This is a genomic window from Rhizobium sp. CIAT894 (assembly GCF_000172795.2).
In the GTDB taxonomy this organism is placed as follows: domain Bacteria; phylum Pseudomonadota; class Alphaproteobacteria; order Rhizobiales; family Rhizobiaceae; genus Rhizobium.
Genome location: NZ_CP020947.1, coordinates 1,739,771 through 1,757,099 on the forward strand (window position 1 = coordinate 1,739,771; position 17,329 = coordinate 1,757,099).

Annotated in this window: 11 protein-coding genes; 8 read left to right on the forward strand and 3 right to left on the reverse strand. The window is 61.0% G+C overall.

Going from position 1 to position 17,329, the window contains the following annotated elements; genetic code table 11:
- The first annotated feature begins 53 nt into the window (after positions 1 to 53).
- From hppD to maiA, 4 genes are all read left to right on the forward strand, one after another.
- Positions 54 to 1,163 (forward strand): 4-hydroxyphenylpyruvate dioxygenase, encoded by a 1,110-nt coding sequence (hppD, locus tag RHEC894_RS08660; protein WP_010068304.1) that lies wholly within the window; start codon positions 54 to 56, stop codon positions 1,161 to 1,163.
- A gap of 34 nt (positions 1,164 to 1,197) precedes the next feature.
- Positions 1,198 to 2,559 carry a homogentisate 1,2-dioxygenase gene (gene hmgA, locus RHEC894_RS08665; protein WP_085736960.1) on the forward strand — a complete coding sequence of 454 codons (1,362 nt, stop codon included), beginning with the start codon at positions 1,198 to 1,200 and terminating at the stop codon, positions 2,557 to 2,559.
- A 67-nt stretch (positions 2,560 to 2,626) separates the two neighbouring features.
- Positions 2,627 to 3,652 (forward strand): fumarylacetoacetate hydrolase family protein, encoded by a 1,026-nt coding sequence (locus RHEC894_RS08670; RefSeq protein ID WP_085736961.1) that lies wholly within the window; start codon positions 2,627 to 2,629, stop codon positions 3,650 to 3,652.
- Positions 3,649 to 4,281: a maleylacetoacetate isomerase gene (gene maiA, locus RHEC894_RS08675; protein WP_085736962.1), complete on the forward strand. Its 633-nt coding sequence runs from the start codon at positions 3,649 to 3,651 to the stop codon at positions 4,279 to 4,281. The genes RHEC894_RS08670 and maiA overlap by 4 nt, the downstream gene beginning before the upstream one ends.
- Before the next feature lie 3 nt (positions 4,282 to 4,284).
- On the opposite strand, the gene RHEC894_RS08680 is transcribed toward maiA, so the two are convergent.
- On the reverse strand, positions 4,285 to 4,755 hold the full coding sequence (locus tag RHEC894_RS08680; protein ID WP_010066660.1) for an MEKHLA domain-containing protein: 471 nt from the start codon (positions 4,753 to 4,755) through the stop codon (positions 4,285 to 4,287).
- A 326-nt stretch (positions 4,756 to 5,081) separates the two neighbouring features.
- Here RHEC894_RS08680 and RHEC894_RS08685 point away from each other — a divergent pair, with 326 nt between their 5' ends.
- Together RHEC894_RS08685 and RHEC894_RS08690 are read left to right on the forward strand one after the other, a co-directional pair.
- Positions 5,082 to 6,416 carry a hypothetical protein gene (locus tag RHEC894_RS08685; RefSeq protein WP_085736963.1) on the forward strand — a complete coding sequence of 445 codons (1,335 nt, stop codon included), beginning with the start codon at positions 5,082 to 5,084 and terminating at the stop codon, positions 6,414 to 6,416.
- Positions 6,417 to 6,497: 81 nt separating this feature from the next.
- Positions 6,498 to 7,766 (forward strand): patatin-like phospholipase family protein, encoded by a 1,269-nt coding sequence (locus RHEC894_RS08690; protein ID WP_085736964.1) that lies wholly within the window; start codon positions 6,498 to 6,500, stop codon positions 7,764 to 7,766.
- 21 nt (positions 7,767 to 7,787) lie between these two features.
- Here RHEC894_RS08690 and RHEC894_RS08695 read toward each other — a convergent pair whose 3' ends face one another.
- Both RHEC894_RS08695 and RHEC894_RS08700 read right to left on the reverse strand, forming a co-directional pair.
- The gene (locus RHEC894_RS08695; protein ID WP_085736965.1) at positions 7,788 to 8,723 is read right to left on the reverse strand and encodes an NAD(P)-binding domain-containing protein; all 936 of its coding nucleotides are present in this window, start codon (positions 8,721 to 8,723) and stop codon (positions 7,788 to 7,790) included.
- A 14-nt stretch (positions 8,724 to 8,737) separates the two neighbouring features.
- Positions 8,738 to 9,838 carry a mandelate racemase/muconate lactonizing enzyme family protein gene (locus RHEC894_RS08700; RefSeq protein ID WP_164517674.1) on the reverse strand — a complete coding sequence of 367 codons (1,101 nt, stop codon included), beginning with the start codon at positions 9,836 to 9,838 and terminating at the stop codon, positions 8,738 to 8,740.
- A 144-nt stretch (positions 9,839 to 9,982) separates the two neighbouring features.
- On the opposite strand from RHEC894_RS08700, the gene RHEC894_RS08705 reads away from it, so the two are divergent.
- Both RHEC894_RS08705 and RHEC894_RS08710 read left to right on the forward strand, forming a co-directional pair.
- Positions 9,983 to 10,870 (forward strand): LysR family transcriptional regulator, encoded by an 888-nt coding sequence (locus RHEC894_RS08705; protein WP_010069022.1) that lies wholly within the window; start codon positions 9,983 to 9,985, stop codon positions 10,868 to 10,870.
- A gap of 242 nt (positions 10,871 to 11,112) precedes the next feature.
- Positions 11,113 to 17,013: a DUF3320 domain-containing protein gene (locus RHEC894_RS08710; RefSeq protein WP_085736966.1), complete on the forward strand. Its 5,901-nt coding sequence runs from the start codon at positions 11,113 to 11,115 to the stop codon at positions 17,011 to 17,013.
- Positions 17,014 to 17,329 lie beyond the last annotated feature (316 nt).

The following is a 17,329-nucleotide window of genomic DNA, read 5'->3' on the forward strand; positions in this document are numbered from 1 at the left end:
CGTTTTGGGCCATAGTTTGCATAGAAAATGCAATCTCCTCTGGAGGAAGGAAAATGGGCCCGTTTCCGCATGATGCGCCGCCGTCGGAAATCACCGCCGACAATCCGGCTGGCACCGATGGCTTCGAATTCGTCGAATTCGCTCATCCCGAACCCGAGAAACTCGGCGAACTTTTCACACGCATGGGCTACCTCGCCGTCGCCAGGCACAAGACGAAGGACATCACCGTCTGGCGCCAGGGCGATATCAACTATGTCGTCAACGCCGAACCGGGCAGTCACGCCGCCCGCTTCGTCGAAAAGCACGGTCCCTGCGCTGCTTCGATGGCCTGGCGCGTCGTCGACGCCAAACACGCTTTCGACCACGCGGTGTCGAAAGGCGCTGTTCCCTATGAAGGCGACGACAAGATGCTCGATGCTCCGGCGATCGTCGGCATCGGCGGCTCGCTGCTTTATTTCGTCGAGACCTATGGCGCCAAGGGATCGGCCTACGATGCCGAGTTCGATTGGCTGGGCGAGCGCAACCCGCGTCCCCAAGGGATCGGCTTTTATTACCTCGACCATCTCACCCACAATGTCTTCCGCGGCAACATGGACAAGTGGTGGGATTTCTACCGCAACCTGTTCAATTTCAAGCAGATCCACTTCTTCGATATTGACGGGCGCATCACCGGTCTGGTGAGCCGCGCCATCACCTCGCCCTGCGGCAAGATCCGCATTCCGCTGAATGAATCGAAGGACGACACCAGCCAGATCGAGGAATATCTGAAGAAGTACCGGGGCGAGGGCATCCAGCACATCGCCGTCGGAACGGAAGAGATCTACGAAGCGACCGACAGGCTTGCCGACAACGGCTTGCGCTTCATGCCGGGGCCTCCCGCGACCTATTACGACATGTCCTATGAACGCGTGAACGGCCATAGCGAACCGGTCGAGCGCATGAAGAAGCACGGTATCCTCATCGACGGCGAAGGCGTGGTGAATGGCGGCATGACGAAAATCCTGCTGCAGATCTTCTCCAAGACCGTGATCGGCCCGATCTTCTTCGAATTCATCCAGCGCAAGGGCGACGAGGGCTTCGGCGAGGGCAATTTCCGGGCTCTGTTCGAGTCGATCGAGGCCGATCAGATCAAGCGTGGTGTCATCGGCACGGCAGCGGAGTAAACTCTGCGCGTTGCAGAGTTCTGGGAGGAGTGACATGGACCAGACATCGATCCAGGCTGCCGACGCGGAAGCGGCGACGGCAGGCAGACTGAAATATATGCCGGGCTTCGGCAACGACTTCGAGACGGAGTCGCTGCCCGGCGCTTTGCCGCAGGGCCAGAACAGCCCGCAGAAATGCAATTACGGTCTTTATGCCGAGCAGCTTTCCGGCTCGCCCTTCACCGCGCCGCGCGGGACGAATGAACGGTCCTGGCTGTATCGCATTCGCCCGAGCGTGCGTCACACGCGCCGCTTCTCGAACGCATCCTATCCGCTCTGGAAAACCGCGCCTTGCCTGGACGAGCATTCGCTGCCGCTCGGCCAGCTCCGCTGGGATCCGCTGCCTGCTCCCACCGAGAAGCTGAATTTTCTGCAAGGGGTGCGGACGATCACCACGGCAGGCGATGCCGCAACCCAGGTCGGCATGTCGGCGCATGCCTATGTCTTCAATGAGGACATGGTCGACGACTATTTCTTCAATGCCGACGGCGAACTGCTGATCGTGCCGCAGCTCGGCGCCATCAGAGTGTTCACCGAAATGGGCATCATGGATGTCGAGCCGCTGGAAATCTGCCTCATCCCCCGCGGCATGATGTTCAAGATTCTCAAGAGCGGCGAGCAGGCGGTCTGGCGTGGTTATATCTGTGAGAATTATGGCGCCAAATTCACCCTGCCGGATCGCGGACCGATCGGCGCCAACTGCCTGGCAAATCCACGTGACTTCAAGACGCCTGTCGCCGCTTTCGAGGACAAGGAAGAGCCCTGCCGCGTGCATGTGAAATGGTGCGGAAAATTCTATGTCACCGAAATCGGCCATTCGCCGCTGGATGTGGTTGCCTGGCACGGCAACTATGCGCCCTACAAATATGATTTGCGGACGTTTTCGCCGGTCGGCGCCATCAGCTTCGATCATCCCGATCCGTCGATCTTCTCGGTGCTGACGGCGCCGACCGAAGATGCCGGCACGGCGAATGTCGATTTCGTGATCTTTCCGCCGCGCTGGCTGGTCGCCGACCACACGTTCCGTCCGCCCTGGTATCACCGCAATATCATGAGCGAGTTCATGGGCCTGATCCATGGCCAGTACGACGCCAAGGAGGAGGGCTTCGTTCCGGGCGGCATGAGCCTGCACAACATGATGCTGCCCCACGGGCCGGATGCGCTCGCCTTCGAAAAGGCATCCAATGCCGAGCTCAAGCCGGTGAAGCTTGATCATACCATGGCCTTCATGTTCGAGACCCGCTACCCGCAGCAACTGACGAAATATGCAGCCGAGCTCGAAACGCTGCAGGAGGATTACCTCGAATGCTGGGACGGCCTGGAGCGCAAATTCGACGGCACCCCCGGCATCAAATGAAGATCGGCCCAGAATTCTCTGATAGACCACCCTCTGATACGGCACCCTCCGGCACGGGAGTTCGGACATGAAACTTGCGACCTTGAAGGACTCCACCCGGGACGGCCGGCTCGTCGTCGTTTCCCGCGATCTGACCCGCTGTTCGGAGGTCGGCCACATCGCCCGCACCCTGCAGGCCGCGCTCGATGACTGGGAGCATGTGGCGCCGAGACTGGCATTGATTGCCGAAGGCATCGAGACCGGCGCGCAGCCGACGATCCGCTTTCACGAACATGACGCCGCATCGCCTTTGCCGCGAGCCTACCAATGGGCGGACGGTTCTGCCTACGTCAACCATGTCGAACTGGTGCGCAGGGCGCGCGGCGCCGAGATGCCGGCAAGCTTCTGGACCGATCCGCTGATGTATCAAGGCGGCTCGGACGGTTTCCTTGCGCCGCGAGAGCCGATCGTCGTGGCGGATGAGGCCTATGGGATCGACATGGAGGGCGAGGTCGCCGTCATCACCGGCGACGTCGCCATGGGGGCGAACCCCGAAGCCGCCCGCGGCGCCATCCGCCTGGTGATGCTCGTCAACGACGTGTCGCTGCGCGGCCTGATCCCGGACGAACTGGCGAAAGGCTTTGGTTTCTTCCAGTCCAAGCCGGCCTCGGCATTCTCGCCGGTCGCGGTGACGCCGGACGAACTCGAAGACGCCTGGGATGGCGGCAAGCTGCATCTGCCGCTGCTGGTGAGCTTGAACGGCAGACCGTTCGGCAAGCCGAATGCCGGCATCGACATGACATTCGATTTCGGCCAGCTGATCGCCCATGCCGCCAAAACCCGCCATCTCCTGGCCGGGACGATCGTCGGCTCCGGCACGGTTTCCAACAAGCTGGACGATGGTCCCGGCAAGCCGGTGGGAGAGGGGGGAGACGGCTATTCCTGCATTGCCGAACTGAGGATGATCGAGGCGATCGAGAGCGGATCGCCGAAGACGCCCTTCATGAGGTTCGGCGACCAGGTCCGCATCGAGATGAAGGATCAGGCCGGCCATTCGATCTTCGGGGCGATCGAGCAGACGGTCGGAAAATACGAGGGAGCCGAGCCGCGATGAACGAGGTGGTTCTCTACGATTATTGGCGATCATCGGCGAGCTACCGCGTCCGCATCGCGCTCAATCTCTTGGGCGTCGACCATCGGACCGTGCCGATCAACCTGTTGGACGCTGCGCACAGAATGCCGGACTATCTCGCGCTCAACCCGCAAGGGCTCGTGCCGACATTGGTGATCGATGGGCAAACACTGACGCAGTCGCTTGCCATCATCGAATATCTGGCCGAGCTTCGCCCGGAATGCGGATTGCTGCCATTGGGTAGCGCCGATCGCCAGAAAGTCCGCGCCCTGGCCTATGCGGTCGCCATGGACATCCATCCGATCTGCAACCTGCATGTCGTCTCGCATCTCATGACGCTGACGGAAAAGGCCGATGCCCGCGAGGGATGGATGAAGCATTTCATCGGCGACGGGCTTCGCAAACTGGACGTCATGATCGGCGAAACCGGCGGGAAATTCAGCTTTGGCGACAAGCCGACGATGGCGGATCTCTGCCTCGTTCCCCAGCTCTACAATGCCCGCCGCTGGGGAGTGGATATGACCGCTTTCAGCCGCATCACCGACATCGACGCCAGATGCGCCGAACTCCCTGCCTTTCAGGCGGCGCACCCCGACCGCGTGAAGCCGTAGAAACTACGCGTCCCGCCATGAAGAGAATATCGCAGCCTGGCCCAGCCGCTTGCCCGCTTCATCGATGAGCTGCCAGACGGTGAAGTTGTCGACCCAGAAACGGCGCCCCGATTTCGCGACCCTGAGGCCGCGTCCGTTGTCGACGAAACCATCGCGTGTGACCGCATCGAGCAGCCGCTGGCGCTCGGCGCGATCGGGCTGTTCGGCCGAAAGCCGCGACGGCAGCGTGATGAATTCATACCAGCTGTATTCGAAGCAGGTCTGCGCCGTGCAGTTGGCGTAGATGAAGCGCGGGTCGGGCAGGGTATTGTGGGCAAGGACCACGAAAGGCGCATCATTGTAAAGCCAGTCCGGCCCTTGCCCGTCCTGGACAAGACGGCGGCCGGTGATGCGCAGGTAGCTTTCGGTGAGGAGGGCGAAGAAACCAGGATCGTTTCTCAAGTCGAGGACGTGGGTGTCATAGGTGGAAGTCACGAACGGCCTCGCTGGTCAAATGTATCGGTGCAGGCGACATAGCCGATATCAATTGCACGCGTCTATGATTCCTCCAGAACTGTGAAGGGGCAGCATTTACCTTGTCTTATCACTTCTGATTGTGACGCTTGCCAGACGATCGCCCTTGTGCATTGATCTTAAGCTGCTGGGGCGCTGTCAACATTCTCTGCGAAGCTGTTGTTCTTCGGACCGTAATCGGCGTCGGCCGGTCGCGGTGAGACCGGGTTCGCGGAGCAGGTGACTTCATCATCCGGCTATACAGACCTGCGCAAGCTATGCTGCGAATGACGACAGGAGAAGTAAGGGTGCTCGAGGGCTGGGGAAGAATGCGGAAATTCGTCTCGTTGATATCGATGTCGTTGGCGTTCATCGCCCTGGCCGGAGAGGCGCATGCGGCCATTTCCTACCAGCGCCTGGATGGCGCGCCGGGAGAGCGTGGTCTGGTGATAAAGGGCGTGTTTGAATTCTCCGACGATCCGGCGCAGCTTGTCGACGAATACAAGCAGTCCCAAGCGGACTACATCAGCTTTGACTCGCCCGGTGGAAACGTGGTCAGCGCGATCAGCTTCGGCCGCGCCATCCGCGCGCTGAATGCAAAAACACTCCAGATCAGAGCCATGGAATGTGCATCGGCCTGCGCCTTCGCCTTCGTCGGTGGCGTTGAAAGGTTTGCCGAGCCGGGTTCCATCGGCGTGCATCGGATTTCCCTATCCGACGATGTCCCCATGGACAACAAACTGGCAGTCTCGACCGTTCAATTGATGACCGGCGAGATCATCGGCTATCTCACCGACATGGGGGTAAGCCCCAATCTGCTCCAGCTCAGCCTGTCGATCGACAGCTCCGACATCAGGTATCTCACCGCTGCGGAAATGCGGGACTGGAACATCAACACGCCCGAGGATATGGCCTCGGCACAGGAAAGCGCGCCGCCACCGTCTGACGCCGCGCCGCAGGTGAGCGCAGCACCTGACGACATGCCGTCAGACTCCGGCGATTCCGAGGAGGCCGGTGCATCCGAACCCGGCGACCTGACCACGGAGGCGGTTGATTTCGTCAACCGATACAATGACGAATGGTCGAAAGACAGCGCTTCGGCGTTGGCCTTCATGAAGGGCGTGTATGCCGACGAGGTCTCCTTCTTCGGAAACCCGGTCGACAAAGACGTCGTGCTAAAGGACAAGGCGACCTTCGCCCAACGCTGGCCGCAGCGCATCTACAGTGTCAAGCCAGGCTCCGTCACTGCCAGCTGTGCCGGAAAATGCGAGATGTCGGGAGTTGTCGAGTGGTTTGCCGGAAACAGGGACACGGGTAAGACGTCCTCCGGCATGGCGGAATTCTCCTTCGTGTGGAACACGGCCTCTCTGCAGATCGAGTCCGAGACCGGAAAGGTACTCACCACGGACAAGGGGGCCAAGGCGCCGGACCGGTTGATCCATCAGTGGACAGGACTGGACGACATCTGCCGCACGAGTGTCGATCGGGAGGGTGCCGAGACGCTACGGGCATGCAAGCGGCGCGACGAACTCGGTCCGCTGCTCAACCGCGTCGACTGGTGCTACGGCCATGAAGGCGAAGCCGAAATAAACTGGGAGTGGCAAAAATGCGATGCCAATTCCCGCCGATATACGAGCAGGTAGCACACAGGACCAAAGACGAGCGACCGGCAGTTGGCCGGAGGAAGAATGTTGGGAAACTCACATTCCTGAGTGAGGCCGAGCATGTCAGACGACGAGCATCCCGAGGAAAACAGCGTCTTATCTGGATCCGACGAACCCGAGAAGCCGGCCGGGCGCTACCAGCTCGGCCTATGCCTTTCGGGCGGCGGCTATCGGGCGATGCTTTTCCACGCCGGATCGCTGGCGAGGCTGAACGAGGCCGGTCTTTTGGCGAAGCTCGATATGATCTCCTCGGTCTCAGGCGGATCGATCGCCTCCGGCCTGCTCGCCTATGTGTGGCCGCGGCTGGTCTTTGAGAACGATGTCGCCGTCAACTTCAAGACGGAATATCTGGATCGCATTCTGGCCTTCAGCCAGGTCTTTGCGGATGGGCCAAGTTTCCTGAAGGGCGTGTTCAATCCCCTCTCGAGCGCGGCGGAGGAAGCCGCCAAACTCTACGAACGACATCTCTTCGATGGAAAATCACCAAGCCTGGAAGACCTGCCTGAAACGCCCTGGTTCGTCTTCTGCTCCAGCAATCTCAGCACGGGTTCGCTCTTTCGGATGTCCAACCGCTACATCGCGGATTACCGGATCGGCGTGTCGTTTCATCCGGCATTGTCGCTCGCGACCGCGGTCGCCGCCTCGGCTGCATTCCCGCCGGTGCTGTCACCGCTGCGATTGGACCTGTCGCAGTTTTCCTGGGAGAGGGAAAAACTCGATGACACCGTTGGCGAACCCGTTGCTCCCGGCCGGGCAATCCTGAGCGATGGCGGCGTTTACGACAATCACGGCATCGAGCCGGCGCTGAAACGCTGCGACTGCCTGCTCGTCAGCGACGCCGGCGCCCCTTGGCGCTCTTCCACCCGCGGATACTGGAACTATCTGAGCCAGCTCAAACGCGTGCTCGATACCACCGACAATCAGGTGAGGGCGCTGAGGCGGCGAGACCTGATCGGCGGCTTCAAGGCGGCAAAACAGGCTGATCTGCTCGGCCTCGACGCTCCCTCGAAATCGGCTCTGCGCGCAAGAACGCACGGCGTCTATTGGTCGATCGACAGCAGGGACGCCGAACTCACACCCTATGCTTCCTACACGCTGTCGCCATCTTCGGTCGTTCCCTCCGACGTCGGCACCTATCTTCATTTCCTCGGCGCCAGGGAAACGGAGTATCTGACGAATTGGGGACATTACGTTTGTGACGCGATGCTCAATCGCTTCTATCAATCGCCGCTGGCGCCGTCCGCCGGCCCGCCCTTGGCGGCCGGGACGGTGAAGCCCTCCTGGGCGGCGAGCGCAAGCAAGCGCCTCTTCGGTTTCCTGCCCTTTTGAACCGCCGGCTGCGCTGCAGACCTAAGCATTGACCGCATCGACGACGTAGCTCGCCATCATCAGATCGAGATGCGCGCCGCCGCCATTCTTGAAGACGGTGATCTGGTCGTCGGACTGGCGGCTTGTCGTGCCCGCTGCCACGAGATCGTAGAGATCTCCCCTGATATGAGAGCGTTCGATGGCGCCGGAGGCGATCGGCTGCATGATCTCCCCGATCCGGTCCATCACCGTCTCGACGAAATCCACATAGACGAGCCCGGCGGCGATCAGCGTGTCATCCGCCTCGCGCATGTCGGGCGTGAAGGCGCCGATCAGATCGACATGCGTGCCGGGGCGGACCCATTCGCCCCGAAGGATCGGCGAGCGGGCCATGGTTGCAGCCGAAACGATATCGGCGGCCCGAACTGCTTCTGCCACATCGGCAACGGCCATGACCTCGGCGCGCAGATCGCCGAGCGTGGCGGCAAGCGCCTTGGCCTGTTCCGGACGGCGCGACCAGATCGAGATGCGCTCGATATCGGGAAAGGCGGCGTCATAGGCCCGCGCCAGAGTGCCGGCGACGGCGCCGGCCCCCAGGATCACCAGGTGGTGACTATCCGCGCGCGCCAGGCATTGCGCGCCGAGAAGGGAATCTGCCGCCGTCTTGTAATGCGTGACCAGCCGGCTATCGATGACGGCCCGGACTGCCCCGCAATCGCCATCGAACAGCAGAACCGCCCCCTGAACCGAGGGCAGTCCTTTTTGCGCATTGCCGGGAAAGACGCTGTCTGCCTTCACCGCAAAGCCGAGACCTTCGATCCGGGCGGCGCGGTTCAACAGCCGTGCATCGTCCGAGCCGAGCAGCAGGTCTCCCTGCTGAGGCCGGGGCAGCTGATGACCGCGGCGCAAGGCATCGACTGCAGCGGGCCAGCTCAGCCTGGAGACGCTTGTTTCATAGGTCAGGAGAGCAGGGAGCATGGGCGCGGTCTCCCTCAGGAAAAGCTGGCCACGGGCGCGTCGAGCAGCGAGCGGTCGACCGTGATGCCAAGACCGGGGCCGGTCGGGGCCGCACCCCGGCCATTGCGGCTGCGCGGCTGATAGCCGGCCACATGCTCGTTCGTCCAATCGTTGAAGAACGAGGTGTGCATCAGATTTTCCGGGAAGGCGCTGGCCGCCACATGTGACACCGCCGCCGCCGTCACATCGCCGCCCCAGACGTCCTCGATGCAGAAATGCATGCCGAGATCCTGCGCCGCGTTGCGCATGGCAACCGCCGGCGTGATGCCGCCGAGACGGCCCAGCTTGATGTTGACCGCCGCCGCGCTCACCTCGTATTTGGCGCGATAGAGATCGGCATGGGTGAGGACCGCTTCATCCAGCACGATCGGCAGCCCGCTAACCTTGCGCAGCATGGCGCAATCGGCGATGTCCCGGCAGGGCTGCTCGACATAGAGGTTCGTGTCCTCAAGCGCGCGCATGGCGATCTGGGCTTCGAGCAGCGTATATCCGGCATTCGCATCGACGAAGAAGAAGATGTCGGGGAAGGCTTTGACGATGGCGCGGGCGCGCGCGGCGTCCTTCACCGGATCGTCGCCGATCTTGATCTGGTAGCGCATGATGCCCTCAGCGCTGCGCTTGCCGATATAGTCGAGGCTTTCCTCGGTCGAGGACAGCGGAACGGCCTCGAAGATCGGCAGCTCGGTGCTGAGCACGCCGCCGATCAGCGCCGAGATCGGCAATTCGACGGATTTGCCGAAAATATCCCAGCAGGCCACATCGAAGGCGTTCTTGGCATTGGCTTGCCCCATCAGGAGGCTGGACATCAGCCGCTGCAGATGCGTACTTCCACGCGGATCCTGCCCGATCAAAAGCGGCGCGAGCTCGCGCAGCGCCGCGCGCGTGCTGCCGGCAAAGACCGGCAGATAATTGCCGGAAAGCGTCGCGGCCTCGCCCCAGCCTTCGATGCCGCTGTCGGTGATGACCCGCACGAGATTGGACGGCTGCTGTTTCGCCGAGCGGCCCTTGGACATCACATAGGTCCCATGGGAGTAAGTCAGGTCGTATTCGTAAAGCTCGATGGCCGAAATCTTCATGGCTGTCATCATCCCTGCTGAACGTCGCTCCCTGCTTGAAGCAGCGCGACTTGGTTGCTGCATGAGCCACGATTTCATGAGCGTGGACTTGCGACAAACCAGTTTTCGGCGATAGAAGGGTCAGAAAATCTAGGCCTCAACCCCATGTCCATCTCGCCGCCGTTCGACAGATTGCCCTCGCTGAATGCGCTGCGCGCCTTTGAGGCCGCCGCCCGGCTCGGCAGTTTTCGCCGTGCTGCCGATGAGCTGATGGTCACGCCGGGGGCCGTGGCCGCGCAGATCAAGGCGCTGGAGGCCGAATTCGGCGCCGAGCTGTTTCACCGTCAGGCGAGGGGCGTCACTCTGACCGCCCTAGGACAGCGCGTCGCTCCCCGCTTCAGCGCCGCCTTCGATGCGCTTGGCGGGGCGGTGCGCGAATTACGGCGTCATGCGGCCCCGCGTAAAGTCCATATCGTCACTTCGCCGGCGCTTGCCCAGCTGTGGCTGGCGCCGCGCCTGCTGCATCTGCGCGCCGCGTTGCGCGACGTGGATATTTCGGTGACCGCTCTCGAAGAGCCGCCGGACCTCAAGCGCACGCCTTTCGATCTGTGTCTGTTCTATGCCGAGCCCGGCCCCGACAAGATCACCTTGTGGGATGAACAGCTGCTGCCGGTCTGCATCCCTGGATTGGCCGAAGCGCTTGCCGATCCCGCCGACCTTGCGACGGTCAACTGCATCTCCGATGTGGTCTGGCAGGACTGGCGGATCTGGGCCGCTTCCGCCATGCCCGACAGCCCGGTGATCCCGACCGGCCCCGGCTTCTCGCTCTATGCGGTTGCCGTCCAGGAAGCTTTATCCGGCGCCGGCGTTCTGATGGGGCGGCAATCGCTGATCCAGCCTCACCTGAACAGCGGCGCCCTCATCGCGCCTTTCGACCGCCCCGTGCCGCTCGGCCTTTCGATCACGGCCTGGATGCTGCCGGAAGGCCGCAATGACAGGGCCGTCATCGCCGTCGCCAACGGACTGCGCCAGATCGCCGGCGGCATGGGGTGACCGTCGCGGAACGCGTCCCGTCACTGTATCGATCACCGGGACTTTAGCAGGCTGCCGAAAAATACTTCCGGTCCCTAGACACTAGCTGCGATCGCGTGGACTCAAGTCTTCTTCGGGTCCCGGCAAGCTATTCTAGGCGCAATGTCGGCTTCAACGCGATTTTTGTGCGTTTCCCTTAGAATATGCTTGAAATACCCTCGAAAGTGGTAATTCTCTGGCTGTGAAGGGTGAGGGATTACATCATGCTGGATATTGTTGAAGCCAATGTGGCGATTGTCGCTGATATTGCGCCAAGTTTCACATACGCATCATTTCAGAATGCTATTCCCGTGCTAAGGTCAGCTAAAGTCGCGAACCCGACAAACGAAAACCTTGAGGAATGCCAGCTTCGTCTCTTAGCCAATCCCCCATTCGTGCGCGCCAAGACGTGGACGATCGATCGGATCCTTGCAGGAGACGAAATCTCTCTAACCGACCGAAAGGTAGATCTCGATTCGTCGTACCTCGACGGATTGAATGAGGCCGAACGTGGTGAGATCACCCTTACGCTGACATCGCGTGGATCTCTGCTTTCCGAGATCCACGTTCCGGTGCGCCTCCTCGCGCGTGGCGAGTGGGGCGGTGTCAGTGACATGGCCCAGCTCCTGCCAGCCTTCGTTATGCCGAACGATCCTGCCGTGGCCAGAATTCTGAGGTCTGCCGCAGACCAGCTCGCAGCACATGGACATTCTTCAGGCTTGGACGGTTACCAGAGCGGCGACCCGAAGAGAACATTCATGCTCGCTGCCTCTGTGTACTCTGCAATTTCCGCACTCGGGCTGCACTATGCCGAAGCTCCGGCCAGCTTTGAGCAGAGGGGGCAGAAGATTCGGCGGCCGACAGACATTCTTGAACAGCGGCTTGCGAACTGCTTGGATCTCACGCTCCTGCTCGCATCGGCGCTGGAGGCATCGGGTCTGCACGCCGTCATCCTCACGTTCAACGGCCACGCCGCTGTCGGCGTATGGTTGACCCAGAGGACGCTGGCGAATGCAATTGAGACGGATCTCATGGAGGTTCGTAAGGCGCTCGCGGTGCGCGAGCTGGTAGTGTTCGAAACCACGGGGCTCACCCATCGCCCCGCCATGATCCTAGACCATGCCCGACGACTGGCCGAGGCTCGTCTCGACGAGAGCCAGCGCCATTCTTTCGTGGCGGCGATCGATGTTCGACGCGCCCGGAGCGGCGGTATAACGCCTCTTGCATCGCATCAACCGCTTCAGCGTTCGGCGGACGCTCCAGACGATGACCATCCGAGCGCGTTGCCGCTCCCTGCGATGCCGACATTCGAGGCCCTCCCGATGGACGTCGTCGAAGAGAAGCCCACGACTGCGGCAGGCCGCATAGATCGCTGGCAGAAGAAGCTGCTCGACCTGACTTTGCGCAATCGCCTCCTAAACTTTCCGGACAGTCAGAAGACAATTCCATTTCTATGCACCGATGTCTCCTTTCTGGAGGATCGCCTGGCTTCCGGATCTTCGATCCGGCTCATTTCCCTACCGGATCAGAATCCTGTCGGTGAACGTGATGAAGCGCTCTTCCGAGAGACCCGCGGTGAAGATCTGCAGCGCCAATTCGCGACCGAGGCCCTTCAGCGCGACGAACTGCCATCGAAGCTCCATGTAAAGGAGCTGGAAAAGCGGCTGATAGAGCTCCATCGTCAGGTCAAGAACGACTTCGCCGAGGGTGGAGCAAATACTCTCTTCCTCGCAGTAGGCTTCCTGCGTTGGAAAAAGAAACCCGAGGACGAACGGAGCTACCGTGCCCCTTTGCTTCTGGTTCCCGTCAAACTGGAGAGGAAGAGCGCCTCCTCCCGATTTAGCCTGCGCTTCCATGAGGACGAGCCCCGGTTCAACGCCACCCTTCTGCAGTTCCTTGAACGGGACTTCGACTTGTGCCTGCCGCAGTTCGCTGTAGCTTTACCACTGGATGAGAACGGCGTTGATGTTCCACGACTCTTGGCAACCATGCGCCAAGCCGTCAGAGATGTGCCAGGAATGGAGGTGGTGGACGAAGTTGCCCTGTCGACGTTCTCGTTCGCAAAGTTCCTGATGTGGAAGGATCTTGTCGAGCGTACGGACGCCCTTCGCCACAACAGGGTCGTAAAGCACCTTATCGACACGCCCGACCAGGTGTTCACATCGGACGACACTTTCGCCGACGAGCGCGAGATCGACCGCCGCTTCCAGCCCAAATACATCATATGCCTCCTTCCGGCCGATTCCTCGCAGATCGCCGCTAGCATCGCCGCCGCCGAGGGGAAGGATTTCGTGGTCGTCGGCCCACCCGGCACAGGGAAGAGCCAAACGATCGCAAACATGATCGCGAACTGCCTCGCGATCGGCAAGACCGTGCTTTTCGTCGCAGAAAAAACCGCCGCGCTCGATGTCGTGTATCGCCGTCTCCGTGAACACGGGCTCGGCGACCACTGTCTTGAACTGCATTCGAACAAGGCGGACAGGAGGAATTTTGTTTCGCAGTTGAAACAGTCCTGGGAGGCGTCCGTTCGTTCCGATGGACAGGAATGGGTCAATGTGAACGAAAAGCTTCGGTTCCGCCGCGACCAACTCAACGCCTACGTGGAAGGCCTCCATCATCGCCACAACAACGGGCTGAGTGTCTACAAGACGATTGGGGTGGCCTCCAAAGGGGCAGACGCCCACGCGCCGACCCTCTCTTTCGACGCCCTCGATGCTCATGATGAAGCCTCTTACCGGAACCTGAGTGCCCTCGCCGCCGATCTGGGTCGGGTGTTTGGTGCCGTTGGTCGGCAACCGTCCCTGGAACTCGTTGACAGGCCGGAATGGTCATCAAGCTGGCAGGAGCAGTTGCTATCCTCCGCATCTGCGCTGAAAGAGAAGATCATCCGATTGCAAGATGCCCATCAGGCCTTCGTGCGCGAGCTCGGACTGTCTGCCGAGACCGACGCTCCGATCGACGGTCTGCAAAGGCTCGCGGGCTTGGCGGATACATTGTGCTCGACGGCAGGGACGGATGTCAGCATCGCATTCGACCGAGAGTTCGTCCAGCTTCAGGGTGCTCTTGCAGAGCTCAGCGGAGCGATCCAGGCGTACCGCGCCGCGGAAGGGAACTTGGCGGCACCCTTCGCACACGACGCACTCGCCTCTATCCCGCTCGAGCAGTTGGAAAACGAGTGGCGCGAAGCATCCGCATCCATATGGCCAAAAAGCTGGCTCGGAAAGCGGCGCGTGAGGAAGCTGCTGAAGTCCTATTCGGACGGCGGCACACCCGACCCGGAGAAGGACTTCACGCACCTTAAGCGAATGAGGCAACAATCTGCCGCGATTCACGCAAACGTCCTTTCCGGCAAGCGATCGGGTTTCGCAGGGCTGCAAACGGACGTCGACCAAGTTGAGCGTAGGCTGTCTGGAGCGCAGCGCGTGCGTGATAGTCTTACACGGCTCGGTAGGGCTGCCGAGGAGGTGAGGGGGATTGCCCAGACAATCGCGCCCGTCCTGGCCTCCGCATCCCCTGATGCATCGGTTCGCCTGACTGCCAGAGCCTTCCTGGCGGCTTTTTCCAACTTCCTTGAGGCAGAGAAGGAGTTCGCTTCGGTGTCGGGCAAGGATATCACGTCGTTGTATCCCGACGAGGTATTCACCTCGTTGCCGCGCCGGCTGAACGATCTTGCCGCTGCCCGTCAGATGCTTCGCGACTGGGTGGCTTGGTGCAGGGTTCGCCAGGAGGCGGGAGCGAAGGGGCTCTTCGCGCTGATCAAGAGCATTGAAAATGGTGCAGTCCCTTCTTCGGAAACGGAGGCTGCTTTTCATCTCGGGTACGCCCGATGGTGGCTCCCTCTCGCGATCGATGCCAATCCGGTTCTTCGGGAGTTCCGCCGCTTCGAGCACGAGCATGCGGTGGCCGACTTCCGGGATATCGACGACATCGTAAGGAAGGCTGCTGCAGGGCGCGTCGCTTCTTCTCTGGCGCATGGGCTTCCCCCTGTGCAGGGCGTTCCCAGACAGTCTGAACTCGGTCTGCTCCGGCATCAGATGGAGCTTCAACGTCCGAGCCGTTCTATCCGGGAAATTATCGGCGGGATGCCCAACAGCTTCTCAAAGCTCGCGCCATGCATGTTGATGTCGCCGCTGTCGATCGCGCAGTATCTCCCTCCAGACCAGGCACTCTTCGATGTCGTGATCTTCGACGAGGCATCGCAGATCACCACCTGGGATGCGGTAGGCGCGATCGCCCGCGGTCGCCAGACGATCATCGTAGGGGACCCCAAACAACTGCCGCCCACCAACTTCTTTGGACGCAACGAAGAGGAGGAAGATGTCAGAGAACACGAACGGGATCTCGAGAGCATCCTCGACGAGGCTAAGACAGCGGGGATCCCCGTTCGCGACCTGAGATGGCACTATCGCAGCCGCAATGAGTCGCTCATCGCCTTCTCGAACCATCACTACTACCAAAACCGCCTCATCACATTCCCTTCGCCGACGGTGGAGGACAAGGCGGTTAGTCTCAGGCCTGTACCGAACGGCATCTACGATCGCGGCAAGACCCGCACGAACAAGGTCGAAGCACGCGCCGTTGCAGACGAGGCGGTGCGGCGGATGCTTTCGTGGCTGAAGCTCTCAGAGGGCGAGAGGCTGACACTCGGGATAATTACATTCAACGCACAGCAGCAGTCCCTCATCCAGGATTTCCTCGACGAGGCCCGCCGTGCAAGCCCGGAGCTTGAGTGGTTCTTCTCCGAAGACAGGATTGAACCGACCATCGTGAAGAACCTTGAGAACGTGCAGGGGGACGAGCGTGATACGATCCTCTTCTCAATCACCTTCACTGAAGACGCGGCCGGGAAAAGGAGCATGGATTTCGGCGCCCTGAACCGAGACGGCGGCGAGCGACGACTGAACGTCGCGGTGACCCGTGCGCGGCAGGAACTGTTAGTCTTTTCGGGCTTCCGGGCAGATCAGATCGACATTGCGCGGACCAAGGCCGTAGGTGTCCATCATCTGAAGACGTTCCTCGATTTTGCGGACCGTGGCGCTATCGCTCTGCCCGCACAAGATCACGGATCGGTCGGCGGCTTGGAGTCGCCGTTCGAGGAGGCTGTCGCCGAAGAGCTTTCAAAACGTGGTTGGCATCTCGTGCCGCAGGTCGGCATATCCGGCTTCCGCATCGATATCGGCGTGAAGCACCCCGACAAGGCGGGAGCCTACCTTGCCGGGGTAGAGTGCGATGGCGCAACATATCACAGCTCAGCGACGGCTCGGGACCGCGACAAGGTCCGCGAGCAAGTACTGCGGGGGCTCGGGTGGAATATCGTCCGGGTCTGGTCAACCGATTGGTGGTTCGACCGACTGGGCGCTGCTGATCGTCTGCATCACGCACTGAATGAGTTGCTGGATCAAAGCAGGCAGGCGCCCGAGCCGATTGAAACGGGGTCAACCGAGCTACTCGATAAGGTTTCGGGTGGCGAACCCCTTGCGCTCTATGGTGTCGGTTCGGCTGCCATCGAATCTGCGGCCGATCCTGATTATGAAATCGTTGCTCAAGATCTATTCGCTGCCGCGCCAGAGGAGGTTGGCGCTGGCGGGCATTTGGAAGTTCCCATAGCCACGCACTCAAATGGCTCAACGTATCGCATCGCAGACCTGACGGCGTTCAAGTCGCGTCCGAACGACTTCTTCGAGTTTTCCTACCGCGCCACACTTCAAGCCATGGTCGATGCTGTCATCGAAGCCGAAGCGCCGATGAGGGAAGATGTTCTTGCTCAGAGGATCGCGCGTGCACACGGCTGGCTCCGGACTGGAGCACGGATCCGCGAGCGGATCGCCCTTCATCTGAAGCACTTCGACAGGACCTCTGAGTCCAGCGGTGACTTCGTTTGGAAGAGGGGTACGGTCACAGAGGTGTTGCCGTACCGTGTAGGTGCCGGTGAGGGCCGCCGGTCGGTGGCGGACATACCGTTGGCCGAGCTTGCAGCGCTGGTCACGTCTAATCCTGGACTATTCGATGAAGCCGACCCCGCTCTCTCGCTTGCGAGGTTGATGGGAGTCGAGCGCCTTGCAGGCACGTCTCGCGGGCGGCTGGAGGAGGCCATTGCCAAGGGGCGCGCGCTCCATTTCAGTTGACGTGCCGAGCCCAGAAGTTGCGGGTGATCGCCGGGCGGAGCATCGAATTCAAGCCCGGATCCGCGATGGTGCCCGATCCTGATTGCCTGGTTTTGAGCATTGGCATCGACTAGTGACGCTCCCGTCAGAGGTCGCCGGATCCGAAGCAAGTCCAGGGTATGACTAGATGACCCCAGAAGATGCCTACTTCGGAGGCTGCCGATCTCGCCCGAACATTGTGGGTTGTCCCTGAAATGCCCATCGAATGCGCAGTCAACGAGCCGATCGGCCGTGCGCTGCTTGAGGTAGGTACTGGCCGGACGAAAGCCGCGCGTTC

What these genes read in the sequence shown, in the direction of transcription:
- hppD (WP_010068304.1), top strand. Translation starts at nt 54, where the DNA reads ATGGGCCCGTTTCCGCATGATGCGCCGCCGTCGGAAATCACCGCCGAC.
- hmgA (WP_085736960.1), top strand. Translation starts at nt 1,198, where the DNA reads ATGGACCAGACATCGATCCAGGCTGCCGACGCGGAAGCGGCGACGGCA.
- RHEC894_RS08670 (WP_085736961.1), top strand. Translation starts at nt 2,627, where the DNA reads ATGAAACTTGCGACCTTGAAGGACTCCACCCGGGACGGCCGGCTCGTC.
- maiA (WP_085736962.1), top strand. Translation starts at nt 3,649, where the DNA reads ATGAACGAGGTGGTTCTCTACGATTATTGGCGATCATCGGCGAGCTAC.
- RHEC894_RS08690 (WP_085736964.1), top strand. Translation starts at nt 6,498, where the DNA reads ATGTCAGACGACGAGCATCCCGAGGAAAACAGCGTCTTATCTGGATCC.
- RHEC894_RS08695 (WP_085736965.1), bottom strand. Translation starts at nt 8,723, where the DNA reads ATGCTCCCTGCTCTCCTGACCTATGAAACAAGCGTCTCCAGGCTGAGC.
- RHEC894_RS08700 (WP_164517674.1), bottom strand. Translation starts at nt 9,838, where the DNA reads ATGAAGATTTCGGCCATCGAGCTTTACGAATACGACCTGACTTACTCC.
- RHEC894_RS08705 (WP_010069022.1), top strand. Translation starts at nt 9,983, where the DNA reads ATGTCCATCTCGCCGCCGTTCGACAGATTGCCCTCGCTGAATGCGCTG.
- RHEC894_RS08710 (WP_085736966.1), top strand. Translation starts at nt 11,113, where the DNA reads ATGCTGGATATTGTTGAAGCCAATGTGGCGATTGTCGCTGATATTGCG.